The sequence below is a fragment of the Lactobacillus ultunensis DSM 16047 genome (assembly GCF_001436305.1).
GTDB lineage: Bacteria > Bacillota > Bacilli > Lactobacillales > Lactobacillaceae > Lactobacillus > Lactobacillus ultunensis.
Map to the genome: position 1 here is coordinate 1 of NZ_AZFO01000036.1, position 17,879 is coordinate 17,879.

Annotated in this window: 16 protein-coding genes and 1 pseudogene; 6 read left to right on the top strand and 11 right to left on the bottom strand. The window is 35.5% G+C overall.

The window, feature by feature from the left end:
• Positions 1-96: 96 nt before the first annotated feature.
• The 6 genes from FC57_RS10740 to FC57_RS08905 all read right to left on the bottom strand — a co-directional run bounded on the left by FC57_RS10740 (position 97) and on the right by FC57_RS08905 (position 4,877).
• Complete coding sequence (locus FC57_RS10740) at positions 97-441, bottom strand: replication initiator protein A (protein WP_007125654.1); 345 nt, start codon at positions 439-441, stop codon at positions 97-99.
• A gap of 144 nt (positions 442-585) precedes the next feature.
• Positions 586-825: a hypothetical protein gene (locus tag FC57_RS08885; RefSeq protein ID WP_007125653.1), complete on the bottom strand. Its 240-nt coding sequence runs from the start codon at positions 823-825 to the stop codon at positions 586-588.
• Between the two features lie 182 nt (positions 826-1,007).
• Positions 1,008-2,360 (bottom strand): 23S rRNA (uracil(1939)-C(5))-methyltransferase RlmD, encoded by a 1,353-nt coding sequence (rlmD, locus tag FC57_RS08890; RefSeq protein WP_040529404.1) that lies wholly within the window; start codon positions 2,358-2,360, stop codon positions 1,008-1,010.
• A 445-nt stretch (positions 2,361-2,805) separates the two neighbouring features.
• Entirely contained in the window at positions 2,806-3,339 is a 534-nt protein-coding gene (gene hpt, locus FC57_RS08895) for a hypoxanthine phosphoribosyltransferase (RefSeq protein ID WP_007125651.1), read from the bottom strand.
• A gap of 195 nt (positions 3,340-3,534) precedes the next feature.
• Complete coding sequence (locus tag FC57_RS08900) at positions 3,535-4,539, bottom strand: aldo/keto reductase (RefSeq protein WP_007125650.1); 1,005 nt, start codon at positions 4,537-4,539, stop codon at positions 3,535-3,537.
• Positions 4,540-4,544: 5 nt separating this feature from the next.
• Positions 4,545-4,877: a putative quinol monooxygenase gene (locus FC57_RS08905; protein ID WP_007125649.1), complete on the bottom strand. Its 333-nt coding sequence runs from the start codon at positions 4,875-4,877 to the stop codon at positions 4,545-4,547.
• A gap of 190 nt (positions 4,878-5,067) precedes the next feature.
• Here FC57_RS08905 and FC57_RS08910 point away from each other — a divergent pair, with 190 nt between their 5' ends.
• Positions 5,068-5,910 (top strand): hypothetical protein, encoded by an 843-nt coding sequence (locus FC57_RS08910; RefSeq protein WP_007125648.1) that lies wholly within the window; start codon positions 5,068-5,070, stop codon positions 5,908-5,910.
• A gap of 50 nt (positions 5,911-5,960) precedes the next feature.
• On the opposite strand, the gene FC57_RS08915 is transcribed toward FC57_RS08910, so the two are convergent.
• Positions 5,961-6,866, bottom strand: coding sequence for an amidohydrolase family protein (locus FC57_RS08915; RefSeq protein ID WP_007125647.1), 906 nt, complete (start codon positions 6,864-6,866; stop codon positions 5,961-5,963).
• A gap of 148 nt (positions 6,867-7,014) precedes the next feature.
• On the opposite strand from FC57_RS08915, the gene FC57_RS08920 reads away from it, so the two are divergent.
• Positions 7,015-8,124, top strand: a complete 1,110-nt coding sequence (locus FC57_RS08920) for a low temperature requirement protein A (RefSeq protein ID WP_007125646.1) — start codon at positions 7,015-7,017, stop codon at positions 8,122-8,124.
• A 176-nt stretch (positions 8,125-8,300) separates the two neighbouring features.
• A complete protein-coding gene (locus tag FC57_RS08925) occupies positions 8,301-9,833 on the top strand; it encodes a YfcC family protein (protein ID WP_007125645.1) in 1,533 nt (510 codons plus the stop codon).
• A 69-nt stretch (positions 9,834-9,902) separates the two neighbouring features.
• On the opposite strand, the gene FC57_RS08930 is transcribed toward FC57_RS08925, so the two are convergent.
• The 4 genes from FC57_RS08930 to FC57_RS08945 form a co-directional block, all read right to left on the bottom strand.
• Positions 9,903-10,835, bottom strand: a complete 933-nt coding sequence (locus FC57_RS08930) for an SLAP domain-containing protein (RefSeq protein WP_007125644.1) — start codon at positions 10,833-10,835, stop codon at positions 9,903-9,905.
• 10 nt (positions 10,836-10,845) lie between these two features.
• A complete protein-coding gene (locus FC57_RS08935; RefSeq protein WP_007125643.1) occupies positions 10,846-11,664 on the bottom strand; it encodes a Cof-type HAD-IIB family hydrolase in 819 nt (272 codons plus the stop codon).
• 103 nt (positions 11,665-11,767) lie between these two features.
• Positions 11,768-12,241: an S-ribosylhomocysteine lyase gene (locus FC57_RS08940; protein WP_040529438.1), complete on the bottom strand. Its 474-nt coding sequence runs from the start codon at positions 12,239-12,241 to the stop codon at positions 11,768-11,770.
• A gap of 141 nt (positions 12,242-12,382) precedes the next feature.
• A complete protein-coding gene (locus FC57_RS08945; protein ID WP_007125641.1) occupies positions 12,383-13,507 on the bottom strand; it encodes a 5-methyltetrahydropteroyltriglutamate--homocysteine S-methyltransferase in 1,125 nt (374 codons plus the stop codon).
• Between the two features lie 458 nt (positions 13,508-13,965).
• On the opposite strand from FC57_RS08945, the gene FC57_RS08950 reads away from it, so the two are divergent.
• From FC57_RS08950 to FC57_RS11325, 3 genes and pseudogenes are all read left to right on the top strand, one after another.
• Entirely contained in the window at positions 13,966-15,606 is a 1,641-nt protein-coding gene (locus FC57_RS08950; protein WP_007125640.1) for an SLAP domain-containing protein, read from the top strand.
• Between the two features lie 134 nt (positions 15,607-15,740).
• Positions 15,741-16,792, top strand: a pseudogene (locus FC57_RS08955) (DUF5776 domain-containing protein).
• 9 nt (positions 16,793-16,801) lie between these two features.
• Positions 16,802-17,827 carry a C39 family peptidase gene (locus FC57_RS11325; protein ID WP_007125637.1) on the top strand — a complete coding sequence of 342 codons (1,026 nt, stop codon included), beginning with the start codon at positions 16,802-16,804 and terminating at the stop codon, positions 17,825-17,827.
• Positions 17,828-17,879: the final 52 nt, after the last annotated feature.

Consider the following 17,879-nt stretch of genomic DNA (forward strand, 5'->3'; position numbering starts at 1 on the left):
TTTAACTAGCACCACGCGTATTAATTTTTGATTATGGTTATAAAGCTTTGCACAATTTTATGAAAAAACACATCAGCAAAAGCTAATGTGTTTCATCTAATTCTTAATCTGTAACGGGTACAACCGATCGCTTTGTCCTGATGGCATATCCTCTTCCAAAAGAAGATCATGATTGACTAATTCTTTCTTTAGTCTAGCTACAGTAAAAGCTTTGCAATTCATGTCGCTCATCAAATCCTTATTTGAGTAGACAACATACATATTGCCATCACCATCAACTTTTTTCACACTCATCATTTTCAACGCTAAGATCATATAAAGGTAACGAGCGTCAATACTCATTGTTTTATACTTAGGATTGTTGAAGAAAGCTTTAGGCAATCCGTTCTTTTGTTCGAGACTTTTCGATCCTTCTTTAAACTTTAGAACTTTAGTATTCATGTCTCTAACCTCTCAATTCATATTGACTGAATCTATATCTTAATTATAACTTGAAATTCATCTTCTAATAAGTAATAAATACTGCATTTAAAGAAAAAAGGTCAAAGCTTACGCTCTGACCTTAATTGATATTAAATTTTGTTTTTAACGATAGTCTTTCAAGAAGTCCATCATCTTGTCGTAATCGGCATCATGCTTAGCATCGTAAGCATCTTCGACCTTAACGACTTTGTTGCCTTCAGTGATGATGCGGTATTCACGTAAATCATCCTTTTCGTTAGCAACAACGGTAATTTCACCCTTACCTGGGGTTGAGTATAAAGTAGGGTTAAGCACTTCATTCAGTTTATCTGAAAGTTGTTGATTAAAAGCAATTTGATTCATTATTTATTATCTCTTTTCTTAATAAATCTAACACAATCATTATAACATTATTCAAAACTAATGTAAGTTCTTTCAGACAAGTTAATTTGTATGTAACCAAAAGACGTTACTTTTATCAAATGAAATTAACAAAAATATCGGAACTTCCAAATGAAAATTCCGACATCATATATTTTATTTAATTAATCTTCAGGTACTAAAACACCAAAACATTTAACTTCTGGAGTTTGTGGTGCAGTATCAATTGGGGTTATTTCAGTACAAGTGTAACCCTTCTTCTTAAAGCAAGCTAAATCACGTACCATAGTATCTGGATTAGTTGAACCATAAACAATTCTTCTTGGGTGCATTTTAGCTGCAGCATCGACAAAGCCATGAGACAATCCCTTAGCAGGTGGAGTAGCCATAATAACAGTACCCTTCTCATCATTTTTAGCAAAACGAGACAATACTTGTTCAACACTACCATTGTAGTAGGTTGCATTGTCGATCTTATTAGTATCTGCATTTTCTCTTGCATCTTGAATTGATACTCTTTCAGCATCAATACCGCGTACTGCAGCTACCTTCTTAGCAGCCAGCAATCCTACAGTACCTACACCACAAAATGCATCAATTAGTTTATCAGTATCTTTTAGATCCAATAAACTCAAAGCCAAATCAGTAATTGGCTTCAATTGTGAACCATTGGCTTGGAAATAACTCTTTGGAGAAATCTTGAATTGGATGCCATCTAATTCATCTTCAACATAATCATTACCCCAAAGTGGGATATTACTCTTGCCGAAAATTTCATCTGTCTTATGAGGATTATAGTTTAATACAACACCATTGACATTGTGCAATTTTTCAGTAATTAAACCAACAATCTCAGGCAAATCTACTCTATCATTTTCATGAGTGATTAAAGTAACAATCATACCTTTTTTGCCTTGTGAGCGACGAACATCTATATCTCTAATAAAACCACTATTTGTATTAGGGTCATAAGCAGGAACTTTTAATTTACGTAAAATATCGCGAACAGCATAAACAGCAGTTACTACAGCTTCATTTGTAATAATTGATTTATTTAAAGGTATAAAACGTCCTGTTCTTGGTTCAAAGAAGCCAACTTCAAGTTGTCCCTTTACTTCACGTACAGGTAAAACTATTTCATTACGGTAGCCCTTAGTTAATGGACTTGGTAAAATCTTATTAACTTTAACTTCCTTAAAGCCATACTTATTTAATAGTTTCTTTATTCTATCTTCTTTAAATTTAAGTTGTTGATCATACTTCAAATTGGCTAGACGAGCATAACCATCATTAGCCCATTTTTCATCAGAACCATAAACACGAGCTGGATTTGCCTTAATAATATCTACGCTCTTAGTATCAATCGTATTCTTGTGAATTGATAAAACCTTAGCTTTTACTTCTTCACCTGGAAGAGCATCCCTTACAAATACAGTTTTGTCATCATATTTGGCCAATCCCCCTCCCTCAGGAGATAGGCTATCAATCTTCAAATCTAAAATGTCATCTTTCTTCATCTTTACTTGCCTCATATTCAATTCTTTAATAACCCTATTAGTCATCTCATAACTATATGATATTAGATTTTCGGCTTAAGTCAACGACTAAACGGCTGTAGAAAGCTAAAATCCAATATTTTGGCTATTCTATACGAGCTGGCTACTCTACTTTTTAGCAGGTATAAATATACAATATCACTCTCTGTATAGGTGTTTTATCATAAGAATATAATTTTTAAAGACTTAATAAATTAAGATTAAATACTATACGATTTTTATTAAGGCCAAAATAAGCTAAAACTTATTAAAACTATGCAATAATTATAAAATTGCCTTTTAATCAATAATCTGGTCCGCATATAGTTTTGATAATTATTAATCTTTTCCTTATTGTAACCGGTTTAGGATAAAAAAGATAGCCACAGTATCAAAACCATGGCTATTTTTATCTTTTTATGAAAAATTATGCATAAACCCGTTGTTTGAGTACTCCTACATAAGGAAGATTGCGGTAAAGTCCGTTATAATCTAAACCATATCCTACCAAGAATTCGTTTGGAGCCTTAAATCCATAATCATCTGCATGGAAATCAACCACGCGAGTTTCAGGCTTATCAAGCATTGCAATAACTTCTACGCTTTTAGCACCACGTTTAGTCATTTCTGCACTTAAAGCTTTCAAAGTTCTACCAGTATCAATAATATCTTCCATAAAAATTACTGGACGATCCTTAACATCAGATTTAACATCTTGAACTATTTTAACCTTACCAGTTGAACTAGTTCCTGCATAACTAGAAGCCTTCATTGGATCGATCGTTAACTTGAAATTCAATCGCTTAATCATGTCACTGGCAAAGATCATTGCACCGTTCAAAACAGGAATTACAATTGGTTCTTGACCAGCATATTTCTTGTTTAAACGTACAGCCATCTCGTCCATGCGCTTATTAAGTTGATCTTGAGTAAATAGTACTTTTTCAATGTCGTTGTTCATTATTAATGTCCCTCTCAAATTAGTTAACGATCAGATTTTACCATACGGAATTAATCATTTACAGTGTTTTTGCAAAATTTGTGGCTCATTTGTTAATTAATTATATTTTTTATATATAATTGTTCGCGTTTTGCCTATAAACATAAAAAATAAGGATTATTCAATCTAATTTTGAATAATCCTTACCTATATCTACTATTTCTTATCAAGAATAACTGTACCTGCTGGTGGATTATGATCAATCGCACCAATAATTGGATGTGGTGTGTATAATTCATCTAAGTAATCAACCTCTTCAGGTGTTAATTTAACATCTAAAGCCTTAACAGCAGATTTTAGATGCTTGACCTTGGTTGAACCAACGATTGGAGCAGTGATACCCTTAGCCCATTCCCAAGCTAAAGCAATCTCTGACATTTCAACTCCATGCTTTTCTGCAAGTTCATGAACTCGATCTACAATAGGTAGATCTTGTTTTTCCATATCATCATATTTACCTCGTAAAGCAGGATCAGTTTTGCTTCTTAATGAATTTGTCCTCCAGCCGGTATGAGCCAAGTGACCACCGGCTAATGGACTATAAGGCATTAAGGAAACGTTATACTGCTTACAGATCGGAATTAATTCTCGTTCATCTTCACGATAAAGCAAATTATAATGATTTTCCATCGCTTGAAACTGTGCCAGACCATTTTCTTTGGCAAAAACTTGCATATTATGGAATTGATAGCCATACATAGCAGAAGCGCCGATTGCTCGTACTTTTCCAACTTTAACCAGATCATTCAATGCCTCCATCGTCTCAGAAATTGGCGTATCGTAGTCAAAGCGGTGAATAATGTATAAGTCCAAATAATCTGTTCCTAACCGCTCTAAAGTTCCGTCAATCTCACGATGAATAGCGTCTGAACTCAATCTTCCCGGATTAAAGTAGACTTTAGAAGCAATGACTACTTTATCACGAGGAATCTTATTTTCCTTCAAGGCCCTGCCTAGATATTCCTCACTAGTACCTTCTGCATAGACATTGGCCGTATCAAAGAAATTTAGTCCCATCTCAAGAGCACGTTGTACCACTTTTTTTGTGTGCTCATAATCTAATGACCACTGATTAGTTGCAGTATGTTTACCAAAACTCATACATCCCACAGCTAGTGGTGAAACCTTAATATCGGTATTACCTAAATTCTTATACTCCACAATTTTTACTTCCTTATAAATTTCTGATCGCTCTTTGGAACACCATTTTCATCAGAAATGTAACGCTCTACTCTCATATGTAAATCATACTTTTCACGCAAATCAGCCAGTTCTTTCATCATAGGAGAAGCATGATGCGCATCAAGTGCCTTCTGATCACGCCAACTATCAATTAATAAAACAGTTTCTGGGTCGTCCATAGGAATAAAGTAGTTGTATTTTTCATTGCCTTCTTCTGCACGAATTCGACCAGCGATGCCTCTATCTTCCATTTCTTGAGCGAATTTTCTAGCATCACCATTTTTACCAGTGTAATAAAGATTTACAGTTAAACTCATTTTTAAGACCTCATTTCCTTTAGCTGAATTTATTTTACAATATTTGTAACCGCTTTAGAAATATTTAAAAATCATATCTAATGATGACTTTTAGTTATTGCTCTATAATTATAATTAACTTGTATTCAGCAAAACTTATAGCTAGAATTTAAGTAGAAAGTGATCTCTAATATATTCAGAGGCAGAAAAAATGTTACATAAAAAATTTTTTATTAAAATGTGTGCGGTATTGCCAGTAGCAATGCTGTGCTTGAGTACTAGTCCGGCATACGCCGACGAGAGTGATCAATCCTCTAGTCAAGTGCAATCGTCAGAAACTAATAAGGATAATGTATCGTATCAAACTTTGTATATCCGTTGTGTTAATCAAGCCAATGGACAAGTTTTACAAACTTTGTATGCTGATACCGTTAAAGTGGTTGACGGGCAAGCTGAACGAAAGAACTTCAATATTGGTCAAATCCCTAATAAGATTGGACAATATCAGCTTGCTGACAATCCTGGTAATGCAATTAGTGTTGATCCCACTAATCCAAGTGGCGTAACTTATCTCACTTGCAATTATTACTTGCCGCAAAGTAAGCGGAATAGTTCAAGCGTTAACCATACGCCAACTACTAAACGACAGAATATAGTGCGAGATGCACGTAATGCGTACCAAGCTTATCACCACACCACTAAAGGATTTGTAGCTCCTGGTTATTATGATCGTCAAAATAACTACCATCCATTAATGTCAATGGATGAATGGCGTCGCAGAAATAATATGCCTGGTTCTGTGACTCCTGGTTTGACCAGCAAGAAACAAATTACTAAGGCTAAACAAAAAGTCGAAAAGAAAAAGGCTAAAAAAGCTGCAAAGACTAATAAGAAAAAGAAGGCTAAGCTAGCTAAAGCAAATGCCAAGATGGAAGCCAAGGATAGAAATTCCAACATTTTTAAATTCGTGGTTATTCCTTTAATCTTAATCGTTATCATTGCGGTGATGTTACCTCGAAAATTCTGGCATAGAGGTAAACATGCAGAAAAATAAATAATTAAATGAAAAGAATTCAATCTTAACGGATTGAATTCTTTTTGTATCTATTTAACTAGTTTTTGATAATTTACTTGATAGATTTTATTCAAATCATCATTTAGATTCAAACCAGCAATTGCATTAACAACTTCTTTGGTTGCACCAGCTGGCATTACTCCAAATGGTGCATCGGTGCCAAATAATATATGATCAATGCCATAGTAACTAATTGCCAATTTTAAAGCTGATGTATTACCTAAAATAGCGGTATCAACATAAAACTTCTTGAAATCGTTAGCCTGTTTCTCATTTAGAATATGATCAATTCGACCAGCAAAGAATGGAGCCATCGCTCCAGCATGGTGAACAATAATCTTTAAGTTGGGATATTTTTCAAAAATATTTGCCTGCACCAACTGCAGCATTGCTTGCGACAGTTCATATTCCCAGGAGAAGACTAAATTATTGTCAGGTTTCCGTTTATCAAAAACGGGATGAAGCCATAAAGGCAGATTTAATTCTGCCGCCTTGGCTAAAACTGGCTCAAAATTAGGATCAGCGATACTCTTACCCAAATGTCTAGTAAAAATCTGAGCACCAACTAAATTTTCATTTTGAGCAATCTTTGCCAACAAACCACACGAGCCAGCAATATTATTCATCGCTAGCATCCCTACTCCAGCCACAAATTTATCTGGATGATCGGCAACAACCTTTGCCAATTCACTATTAGCATCTTCACACAATTTAACAGCTTGTTCGCCATCGACATAATCTTCTGCATTGATGTTAGCAAAAGATAAAACCTGTTTAACATTTTGATCAGGCCATAACTCCAGCCTTTTATTCAAATCAACTAGAGTTGGTATCTTGATAAATGAATATTGCTTAGGAATATTAGGAGCTATCTCAAGCATTCTTTGATAATAGTTAGGTGTCAAAATATGGGCGAAAGCATCTATTTTCTTCATTATTTTAAGTCCTTTTCAATTTTTAATTTCAATATAGCACAGAGAAAAAACAATCTGAAATATCACTTGCTCATCTCTAATTATTACTTTTCTGCATTGATTCTTACATTGTATAATGAATTGATATTCAAAAAGAAAGGACTTAGACATGAATCAACCTTTAACTAAACGAGTCTCAATGATTGAATTATTCTATGACTTGGTCTTTGCCTACATGATCTCACAAGCTACTAGTTTAATTCATCATTTGGACCATGGAACTATTTCACCATCTTCATTTATTATTTTTACAATCGTGGTTATCGTCTTTATCAATTCTTGGATGATCCAATCAGTTTTTACTAATCGATACGGTCAATCTAGTTGGACGGATATTACTTTTTACTTCGTTGATATGATGATTCTGCTTTACATGACTAATTCCTTTGGTGAAACCAGCTTTGAAAACATGACCACCTTTTTCCTAGCTGCTAGTTTATTATCCTTTATCCTTCTACTGCAGTACTTAATTGTCTACTTTAAAACTGAAAAAGAAGCAGATAAACAAATTGCTTTAGCTTTTATAGGTATTTTGCTATTTAGAACCATTGTTTTACTAATTGGCGGTCTCTCTAATACTAATGCTGCTAGAATAATTGCTTTGCTTGGAATTATTATTAGTTGGTTAATGCCTAGCCTAACTGGAAAATATACCAAGAAACATCCAATTATCTTTTCTCATCTGCTTGAACGGTTGACATTATTAATAATTATTACATTTGGAGAAACTATTATTGGAATAGCTGATTACTTTAATCCTACAGATTTCTCAGTTGTCTCTATATTAATCTTTATCATTGTAGCTGCCATATTCTTTGCCTACATTGCTGAATTTGACCACCTAATTGAAGAAAAAAGAACTGGTGAGACTGGCAATTTATTAATCTATCTCCATTACTTTATTCTGTTTGGTTTAAGTTTAATTACCGTATCACTTAAATTTATTAGCGAAAAAGATGCTAATTATTTCTTTGCCATTTCTTGTTTGTATGGTGGACTATTATTATTTTATATTGGTTTGACGATTGCAATTCATTATAATAAACCACAATTTAATCAAATAAAGCCTATTAGATTGATAACTTGGCTCATTATATTATTTGCTGGTTATATCATTTGTTTAACCAGCAAGAATTTGCTCACAGTTACCTCAATTACCTCTATTGTCAGCATAATTACAGCTGGCTTTAAAGTTAGATTGCTTTATCGCAACCGATAGAAAGAAAACAAAAATCCAATTAAATCAAGGTTAATTTCCAAGATTTAATTGGATTTTTGTTGTTTTATTTGCTTGCGATATAATTGCATTATTCATTGTAAGCGGTAACAATTATCTACTATTCCTGTATAATAGAATTAGAGATTACTAATTATACAATTTAAGGAGGTTTAAACATGGCTGCTATAAAGAAAAAGAAGCACCAGTTTCCCACAGCGTATACTGTGATTATCATCGTGCTTCTACTCGTTCAACTGCTTACTTTCGTTATTCCAGCTGGTAACTACGCTACATTAGCTTATGACACCAGCGATAAAGATTTTATCATTACCAAGCCTAGTGGCAAAACTTACAAAGAACCTGCTACACAGGCAACTTTAAAGAAATACAAGATCAATATTGCAGCAAAGAAGTTTAAGGATGGGACAATTTACAAACCGGTCGCTATTCCTAATTCTTATGAGCGTATCAAACTAAAGAAGCCTAACCTATGGCAAGCGATCGTTCAGTTCTTTACTTCTCAGGTACAAGGAATTGCTCAGAGTGTTGATATTATTGCCTTTGTTTTGATCCTAGGTGGCTGTATCGGTGTTGTTCATGCCAATGGAGCGATCAATTCAGGAATGCAGGCTTTGTCAAAACGAATTAAAGGTAAACAAGTACTACTAATTGTACTAGTAATGGGCTTAATTTCTTTAGGCGGTACCACATTTGGCTTAGCCGAAGAAACGATGGCAATGTACCCTATCTTGATTCCTGTCTTCCTGCTAGCTGGGTATGACACGATGACCGTGTTAGGAACAATTTTCCTTGGTACCAGTATCGGAACAATGATCTCGACGATCAACCCATTCTCCACTATTATCGCTTCTAACACTGCTGGCGTTAACTTTGCTCGTGCCTTACCACTAAGAATTACGATGTGGGTAATCTGTACGGTAGTCGGTATGATTTATGTAATTTACTATGCAGAAAAAGTACGTAAAGATCCATCCAAATCGGTCGTGTATGACCAATATCAAGAAGATCGAGAAAAGTATCTAGATGAATCTGATTTAAATAAGCCAGCTAACTTCACTTGGAAGCAAAAACTTACGTTAACTATTTTTGCAATAGCCTTTATCGTAATGATCTGGGGCGTACAACAAAAAGGTTGGTACTTTACCGAAATTTCTGTTGTCTTTCTGACAGCTGGATATTTAATGGCTATCTTCTCTGGCTTAACTGAACACAAAGTAGTACAGGCTTTTGTTGATGGTGCTAGCGACTTGCTAGGTGTTGCTTTAACCATTGGACTAGCTCGTGCCGTTTCAATTGTCATGGATGACAGTCACACAAGCGATACGATCATGCACTTCTTTAGTCAACAAGTATCAGGCATGAGCCCATTGATCTTTGTCTGGTTCTTGTTCATCGTTTACATCGTACTGGGCTTCTTCATTCAGTCATCATCTGGATTAGCTGTTCTTTCCATGCCAATCATGGCACCATTAGCTAATGTTGTTGGTATCGACCGTGCTAGTGTTATTGATGCTTATAACTGGGGCCTCGGCTTTATTTCATTAGTTGCTCCAACAGGTTTGATTTTAATGAGTCTGATGATGGTAAATATCGACTTTAACAAGTGGTTCAAATGGTGTTGGAAACTATTAGTCATTGAATTCGTACTGTGCTTGGTCTTCCTAGGCATTGGTTTGTTAGTATATTAGATATTAAGAAAGAAAAACAGGGATGCATTAAAAATTTGCATCCCTGTTTTGTTGTTTCATCAATAATTCTTAACCGTCAAGTTCACTTTCATAAGTCTTGAGACTCCAGATCAAATACTTAGCTTGAGCAGCTGACATAATATCCTTAGCCATTGTAGCTGTCTTAGCCTCACTAACTGCCTGTTCGTAATTGTATTTCTTGTCTGAACTAGCCTTCTTATATTTAGTTGAAGCTTTCACTGTATTTTCTTTATTGATCAAATCTTTTAAGGTAATCTCATCAAGCTCAGAAACTGCAATTTTATAATTATTTTCAGCTTCTTCTGCCGTATTAATCGGAGTTAATTTTTTACCAGACTTATAATCAACATCACTTGCTTTTACAAAAACGTCTCCAGCATCGACATGCTTGCGATTAGTCAAATGATAGTACAAATCGGTTTTTTGTACTTTATCATTCCAAAGATAGATCGCTCCGTTTACCTGCAATTCCGCACCTTTAGCTAATTCACTAGACTTTGATTCTTCAGCTTCAAATGAATAGACCGGTACATTGTTCTTATTAGTAACCACAATACTCTGATCACTAGCAACCTTATTCTGCTTAATAATTAAGGTCTTACCATCAATTGCTTCAACATTAGCTGCCTTAATATATTGATTTTTGCCAATTTGATAAAAGTCTTTTCCATTAATACGACTAGTCTTTAATTGACATTTTTGCTTTTTATTTTGGTAAAAATATAGGTTCTTTGCGCCATTATTTTTCTTAACTTTACCCATATATTTTACCAATTTACCTTTCCGTAAAAGCTTATGCGTCCGTTTACCCTTTGCAGTATAAACATAAGAATTATGCTTAAGACGCAATTTACCCTTTTCGCTCCTACGTACAGAATGCGATGCTGCTGAAACATTTTGTCCATCAACTAAACCAATTACTGGTATAGTCATCATTAAAGCTGCAGCTGAGATCGTAAGTACTTTTCTATTCAGTTTCATAAATACCTCATTACTTATTATTTAGAACGAATTTTTCAATTGCTTCACCAACGCCACCTTCCTTGTAATCTGCATTGGTTACAAAATCACATTCATTCTTCATCTGTGGGTTAACATTAGCAACACCGACACCTAAGCCGGCTGCCTTAATCATAGAGAGATCGTTGAAATTATCGCCTAATGCCATCGTTTCTTCAAGTTTAATGCCTAGCTTATTAGCAAGCCAAATCAAACCTGCCCCCTTATTAACGCCTTGATGATTAAATTCAAGGTAACGGTTCGAAGAATAAGACACATCAAGATCCTTAGTTGAAGAACTAATCTCATTTGCTATCTTTTCTAAATAAGGAACATCAGGATTACCATACAAAACCTTAGCAATCTCCTGTCCCTTTAAGAAATCCAAGTCTTGATCATCAATAATCTGATAAGCATGACGAAGTTTAATATAGTTAAGTTCTTCCTCATCAGCATGATAAACATAAAGCATATCTTTGGTATAAACGTGAATGCAGACATTATATTTAAGACCTAATTGATACAGTTCATTAGCTTTATCCCAGGAAAGACCTTGAAACTTCATAATGCGATTACCTTTATTCTCAGTGATACATCCCCCATTAAAGGAAATTACATATTCATTTGCCTTATCTTTGAGATTGATTTCATCCAAAGTTTGCGCAATCGCATTGTATCCACGTCCAGTTGCAGGCACGAATTTTACGCCTAACTTGGTAGCTGCTTCAATTGCATCTTTGTTTCGCTGGCAAACATGAGCATGATCATCTAACAAAGTTTCATCTAGGTCACAGGCTATTAATTTATACATTAATTTCACGTCTTTCTAAATTGTATACGCTTTCAGTATATCAAAAACATGTTTTCTCGCAAGAAAAAAGCTAGGAAGAACTCCTAGCTAAATAGATCTCAACCTAGATGACATGACGATTAAATGGATCATCACTAATGCCTTCATCAAGGATATCACGACACCATTGTTTAGCGCTAAAAAGCGAATGATCACGATAATTGCCACAGGTCTTAATGGTTGTACCCGGCACATCATCCCAGGTAATCGTGTCACGAATTTCTTCAAGTGAGCCTTTCAACGCCTGAGCTACTTCAGTAGTTGAATGCTCGCCCCAGACAATTAAGTGAAAGCCAGTCCGGCAACCAAATGGTGAACAATCAATCACGCCATCTAAACGATCACGCAATAAGCTTGCCAATAAGTGTTCAATCGTATGTAATCCACCTGTTGGAATGGCATTCTTGTTAGGTTGAACTAAACGAAGATCATAATTAGAAATCTTGTCGCCTTTAGGTCCTTCTTCAACAGTAATCAGGCGAACATAAGGTGCCTTAACTTTAGTGTGATCTAATGTAAAACTTTCTACTTTAGCCATAATTTTCGCTCCTTTATTATTAATTCTTTCCTTATCTATAAGTTTGCCAGAGTATAGAGCCCTAGGCAAATTAATAGTCCCCAAATAATTTGAATTGTAATCCATAACTTTTGCTTCATGGCTCTATCCTCCTTAAATCAATTAGTTCCAGATTTCTTTTGACGTATTAATTACCAATGCAATCTTCTTCCATTGATCGTCTTCAGTAAGCTCATTTCCTTCTTCAGTAGAAGCAAAACCACACTGAGTACTAAGCGCCAAGTTCTCTAAATCATGAAAATGACTAGCTTCTTTAACCCGAGCAATTAATTCATTGGGATCTTCTAATTCCGGTTTCTTGCTTGTCACTAATCCTAGAACCATTTCCTTATCTTTAGGTACTTCCTTAATCGGATCAAAACTGCCAGCTCTCTTACTATCAAATTCGAGATAAAATGCATCAACACCTTTTTCTTTGAATACATACTTAGCAACTGGAGTATATCCGCCTTGAGCTGCCCAATGAGAACTGTAATTCCCACGACAAATATGAGTTGAGATTCTTAAATCTGCTGGTAAGTCAACCAGTGCCTTTTCATTAATATGCTGGTAAAGACTAGCTATTTCCGTCCTGCTTAACTTGTTTCCTTCTGAAAAAGCAGGCCAGAACTGATCATCTGCTAAAATCCCCCAAGTACAGTCATCTAATTTAATATCACGTGCCCCATGATTGTATAAATCCAAAATCAATTCGTGATAGGCTTTAGACACATCTTTAGCCAATTCCCGATGATCTGGATAAAACTTATCTGTAGCTGCGATTAGTTCATCATTACGACAAATTAACTCGCAATAAAATTGTGCTGGTGAAGGTATGCTTTGACGAGGAATAATATCCTTTCCGTCAGTTAAGGACTTAAGGTATTCAAAGGCCTTTACATCTGGATGACCAGGTTTGTATTTGATTTTACCAACTACTTTGACCGCGTCTTTGCGAGTTTCTAAACCATGAAATTGATAACCATGCTCAGCCTGAACGTGTTTTATTCCATCAAATCCCCAGAAAGTATCAAGATGCCAGTAACTTCGCCTAAATTCACCATCAGTGACGATTTTCAAGCCAGCCTTCTCCTCTTTTTCTACTAATTTCTTTATTTCTTCATTCTCAACTTTTTGCAAGTCTTTTTTTGAAATTTTATTCTTTGCAAACTCTGATCTAGCTTTCTTTAATTCTGCAGGTCTTAAAAAGCTGCCAACAATATCATAATGTACTAATGTTTTATTCATATTTATTACCTCTCTTATCCAATTTAAACAACAAAAAAACGCCCTTAGACAATTGCTTGTCTAGGGACGTTATCACGTGTTACCACCCTTATTCGGTATTAGCTCACACTAATACCCTCACTAAGTACGTTTCTTATTAAAGAAATTATACTCGGATGCTATATCGGGCATCCCCCGTGAATAGTTCATCTATGCTCACTACTCAAAGGACTCCAAGACCATTTTCATCAGGCTTCCCGTACTGCATCTCACCAAACGCAGCTCTCTTTAGCGGTACACGTTAACTACTTATCTTTTCATCGTCGTTTATGTTTTGATTTGATCATATATTATAATCTTATTTTCATCTTGTCAACATATTTTTTAATATTTTTCACTTAAACACAATATACTCTAAATTTATAAATAATGTTATAATTCAATTAGATATTGTTATATTCATATATGAGGCGATTACAATGAAATTTAATAAGAAAATGATGCTCATTTCTGCTGCACTATTAACTGTAGCTCCAGCAATTAGCACAGTAAGCCAAGTAAACATTCCTACTGTCCAAGCAGCTGCTAAACAAAGAAATACAATCACAGTTCCAGGTGGCACGCCTTTAACTAACTCACGTGGCAAGATGCTTACCACATATAAAGGCAAGCGATTTATTACTTTCAACAAGCCAACTACATTAAAGTATTATGGTGCTCCAAGAAAGATTGGGAAGACTTATTACTATTACATTGGCAATGGCGCCTATGTTGACGCTAGTTTTTTGAGTAAAATAAATGGTCGCGAAGTCTTAGGTTTGAATCTCAATTCATATGTTTACACTCGTTCAGGCAAACGGACTAAGAGATTGCTTCGCAAACAATTTTGTTATCGTTTTACTGGCAAGTATGTTCAAAATGATATCGCTAATAACTACGTTTTCACTAAAGGCAATCATAATTATCAATTAAAAACTGTAAAGATTAAGGGTAACGATTACTTCCAAATTGGCAGAAACCAATATATTAGAGCTCTTAATGTAGCTTCCATTGGCGGTTACAATATTGGACTTAGCCAAATGCAAGTTACTATCAAGAGAAACACGCCTATTCTAATGGTAGGAGCAGACGGCTCTACTCTTCACACTGATAAAACTGCCAAGAAAGGACAAAAGTATACTGTAGATGCTCGCGTCGGTATGAACGTTGGAGCAAATAGTATGCCTAGTGCTTATCGCATTAAAGGTACTAAAACTTACATTTGGACTAAAGATGCTTACAGTAGACATATGCTTTCACTCCAGTTAAGTGATGTTTCAGAAACTACGAATTACGTCGTTCGTCCACCAAAAGACAACTTGCAATTCTACAACATGAATGGTGAAAACATTACGCCAAGTGGTTACACTTACCCTAGACACCAACTATTAGGCGTAGATGGTCAAATGTACATCTGGGTTCCAAAAGAAAACAAGGCAGAACTCTTCTACCATATTGTTGCCACTAATAAATCATTTGACACTATTCATGCTCCTAATACTTCATATCGGGACGATGATGTTGAAATTGGCAACGCTTTTGTAAAAGCATCTGAAGTAGAAGAATACTCTGGTTTAACTAAACCTGCTGTTATCAACACTGCAGAAGAAGCTAAAACCGATGCTGAAACACAAGCTACAACCAGTGAGCTCAATAAATTACAAACTTTAGTAGACAACGCAAACACTGTTAAGCAAAGTGCTGCTTATAAATTAACTGGACATTCTACTCAAAAGAATTACGATGTTTCAGTTAAAGAAGCACAAACCATGCTTAATTCTAAGCGCAAATTGTCTGCAGCCGAAGTTAAATTAACTAGTTGGATTTTACAGACCAGAGTCAAGAACCTTTACGGTAAGAAGATTACAGTTAAGAATCCTAAGAAGTTAAGTTCAACCGAAATTAATCAATTACGAGATTTACTTAACTTAATTTCATATACTGATCTTAAGAACAAAACCTATACTAGATTCAGTTATGATCGAGTAGGTAAAAAGGTTTACAAGACTGTAAGTACTCTTAGTGGTACTAAACTCTCTGACACTGCTTTGCCACTTACCGACTTTGTAACTGAAAGGTAGTTTTTTAATATTATAGAGAGCAAACAGGAGATGCATTTTTGATACATCTCCTGTTTTTGTGTTTAAAAGTTCTAGTATTTACCCTATTTAGATAGTAAAATAAAACGTGAATTTTAAATTCAGGGAGGATATTTATGAGAAAACATAACAAGTGGGCTCTAGCTATTGTCTCAGCTTTGCTCGGAATTAGTGCATGTACAACTTCCGTTCAAGCTGCAGATAACAACGCAAATTCAGCTAGCGTAACCACAAGCCAATCATCCAGTACTACTAGTGAAAAAGTCACCTATAACAAGGCTGATTATTTCTCCAGTAATCCAAAAATCATTCGTGTAAAGCATGCTACTACTGCATACAAGAATGCTGCTTTAAGTAAAGGTGCTCATAGCGTAAAAGCTGGCACGCACTTCCTTACTACAGGAATTGTAAAATCAGATAACCAAGTTCCAGTTGTCAAAACAACTTCTGGTTTATACATCCCTGCTAAGAAGTCATTGATTTCTGCAGTTAAAGGTTATCAAAATCCTAAGCAATATCACCAAGTTCATTACACTCAAATCAAGCCATATGGCAAAGTTGGTTATAATTTATACCGTGGCTACGAAGGTATTAAGACTTGGAAAGTAATGCACCGTATGGGTACTTGGGCTGGTAGAAATTACTACAACCAAGCAACTTACAATGCTGTCAAGAATTTCCAAAGAGTTCATGGTATGGCATTGACAGTTATATTGCCCCTCTTAAGGCACAGGCATGGCAAGGTCGTTCAGCTCATATTGAAGCTATGATTCACCAAGCATATAAATATATGGGTAAGCCATGGCTTGCAGGTTGTTCTTCAAGCCCAGCTTACGGTGTTGACTGTTCAGGTCTTGTAATGCAAAGTCTTTACGCTGGTGGTATTAGTCCAATTCCTACTAGTTCAATTGGTCACGCTCATCCAGGTAACGAATGGAATTCACGTAACCTTTGGGCTGACAAGCACTTAAAGAGAGTTCCATATTCACAACGTCGTCGTGGTGACTTAGTATTCTACTACCAACCTGGTACTCATACTATCTGGCATATTGCTATTTACCTTGGTGGAAACCGAGTTATTGAAAGTTGGCCACCTCGTGTAATGGTTCAGCCAATCGTTAACGGTCAAAGAAACGTAATTGCTGGTATCAAGAGACCATTTATCTAAAGGTGAAAAATGAAAAGAAATAAATTAATTTTTGTTGGCACCCTATTGTGTGCTGGATTTCTATTCACCAACAGTCAAATAGCCAAAGCTGATACCACTGATAGTAGTGATCAAAGTTCAACCGTAACCACTACTACAACTAATAATACTGATAATTCTAGTTCAATTAATTCTCAACAAAATCAAGATCAAAAGAATTCTGATCAGACTAGTCAAAATAATCAGTCTGACCAACAATCTCAGCAAAACAATACAACTGATCAAAATCAAAGTAATCAGAAAAAAACTGAGAACCAAACTAAGAATGGCTGGACCGTTCAAAATGGTAAGAATTATTATTTGGTAGATAGTAAACCAGTTAAAGGGATGAAAAAGATTTCTCAAAACTGGTACTTATTTGATAAGAATGGCGTCATGTTAAAAGACGTTCGCCGAATTCCAAATAAGACTGTTTACGGTTACTTTGACCAAAATGGTAAACGCAGATTCAAGAATACCAGCACCAAACGTGCATATTACTGGATTAATAAATCCGGCACTATTACTGGTATTAAGAATCATGCCAAAACTATTTGTCAACGTCCACAAATGCCAACCGGTTGTGAAATTACTGCGGTTACTATGATGATCAACTTTGCTGGTAAACATATTACCAAAGACGAAGCTGCTAAGGTAATGCCTCGTAGTCTTAATCCTAATAAAGGATTTATCGGCTCCCCTTATCGTAAGTTTCCATTAGGATTCTGGGTTGCCCCTAACGGAGTTAAGCCAGTTGTACAACACTACCTTGGTACAGCAGTTAACATGACCAATTGCAGCATCGCAGCAATCAAAAGAAAATTGATTCGCTCTCACCTAGTTGTAGCCTGGGTGGGCTGGTTCGATCATTTCTCTAATCATGCAATTGCCTTAACTGGTTATCATGGCAATACCCTTTACTACAATGATCCTTGGACTGGGACAAAACGTTCAATGAGTATAGCAACATTTAAGCGACACTGGGCGTTAGATGGTCATCGAGCATTAAGTTATTAAATATCAAAGTTTCAAAAAGCGACTCATCTGATACATTCCCTGTCAAGTAGAC

Excerpts from the sequence above, each read along its gene's own strand:
- FC57_RS10740 (WP_007125654.1), bottom strand. The coding sequence starts at position 441 with ATGAATACTAAAGTTCTAAAGTTTAAAGAAGGATCGAAAAGTCTCGAA.
- FC57_RS08885 (WP_007125653.1), bottom strand. The coding sequence starts at position 825 with ATGAATCAAATTGCTTTTAATCAACAACTTTCAGATAAACTGAATGAA.
- rlmD (WP_040529404.1), bottom strand. The coding sequence starts at position 2,360 with ATGAAGAAAGATGACATTTTAGATTTGAAGATTGATAGCCTATCTCCT.
- hpt (WP_007125651.1), bottom strand. The coding sequence starts at position 3,339 with ATGAACAACGACATTGAAAAAGTACTATTTACTCAAGATCAACTTAAT.
- FC57_RS08905 (WP_007125649.1), bottom strand. The coding sequence starts at position 4,877 with ATGAGTTTAACTGTAAATCTTTATTACACTGGTAAAAATGGTGATGCT.
- FC57_RS08910 (WP_007125648.1), top strand. The coding sequence starts at position 5,068 with ATGTTACATAAAAAATTTTTTATTAAAATGTGTGCGGTATTGCCAGTA.
- FC57_RS08915 (WP_007125647.1), bottom strand. The coding sequence starts at position 6,866 with ATGAAGAAAATAGATGCTTTCGCCCATATTTTGACACCTAACTATTAT.
- FC57_RS08920 (WP_007125646.1), top strand. The coding sequence starts at position 7,015 with ATGAATCAACCTTTAACTAAACGAGTCTCAATGATTGAATTATTCTAT.
- FC57_RS08925 (WP_007125645.1), top strand. The coding sequence starts at position 8,301 with ATGGCTGCTATAAAGAAAAAGAAGCACCAGTTTCCCACAGCGTATACT.
- FC57_RS08930 (WP_007125644.1), bottom strand. The coding sequence starts at position 10,835 with ATGAAACTGAATAGAAAAGTACTTACGATCTCAGCTGCAGCTTTAATG.
- FC57_RS08935 (WP_007125643.1), bottom strand. The coding sequence starts at position 11,664 with ATGTATAAATTAATAGCCTGTGACCTAGATGAAACTTTGTTAGATGAT.
- FC57_RS08940 (WP_040529438.1), bottom strand. The coding sequence starts at position 12,241 with ATGGCTAAAGTAGAAAGTTTTACATTAGATCACACTAAAGTTAAGGCA.
- FC57_RS08945 (WP_007125641.1), bottom strand. The coding sequence starts at position 13,507 with ATGAATAAAACATTAGTACATTATGATATTGTTGGCAGCTTTTTAAGA.
- FC57_RS08950 (WP_007125640.1), top strand. The coding sequence starts at position 13,966 with ATGAAATTTAATAAGAAAATGATGCTCATTTCTGCTGCACTATTAACT.
- FC57_RS11325 (WP_007125637.1), top strand. The coding sequence starts at position 16,802 with ATGAAAAGAAATAAATTAATTTTTGTTGGCACCCTATTGTGTGCTGGA.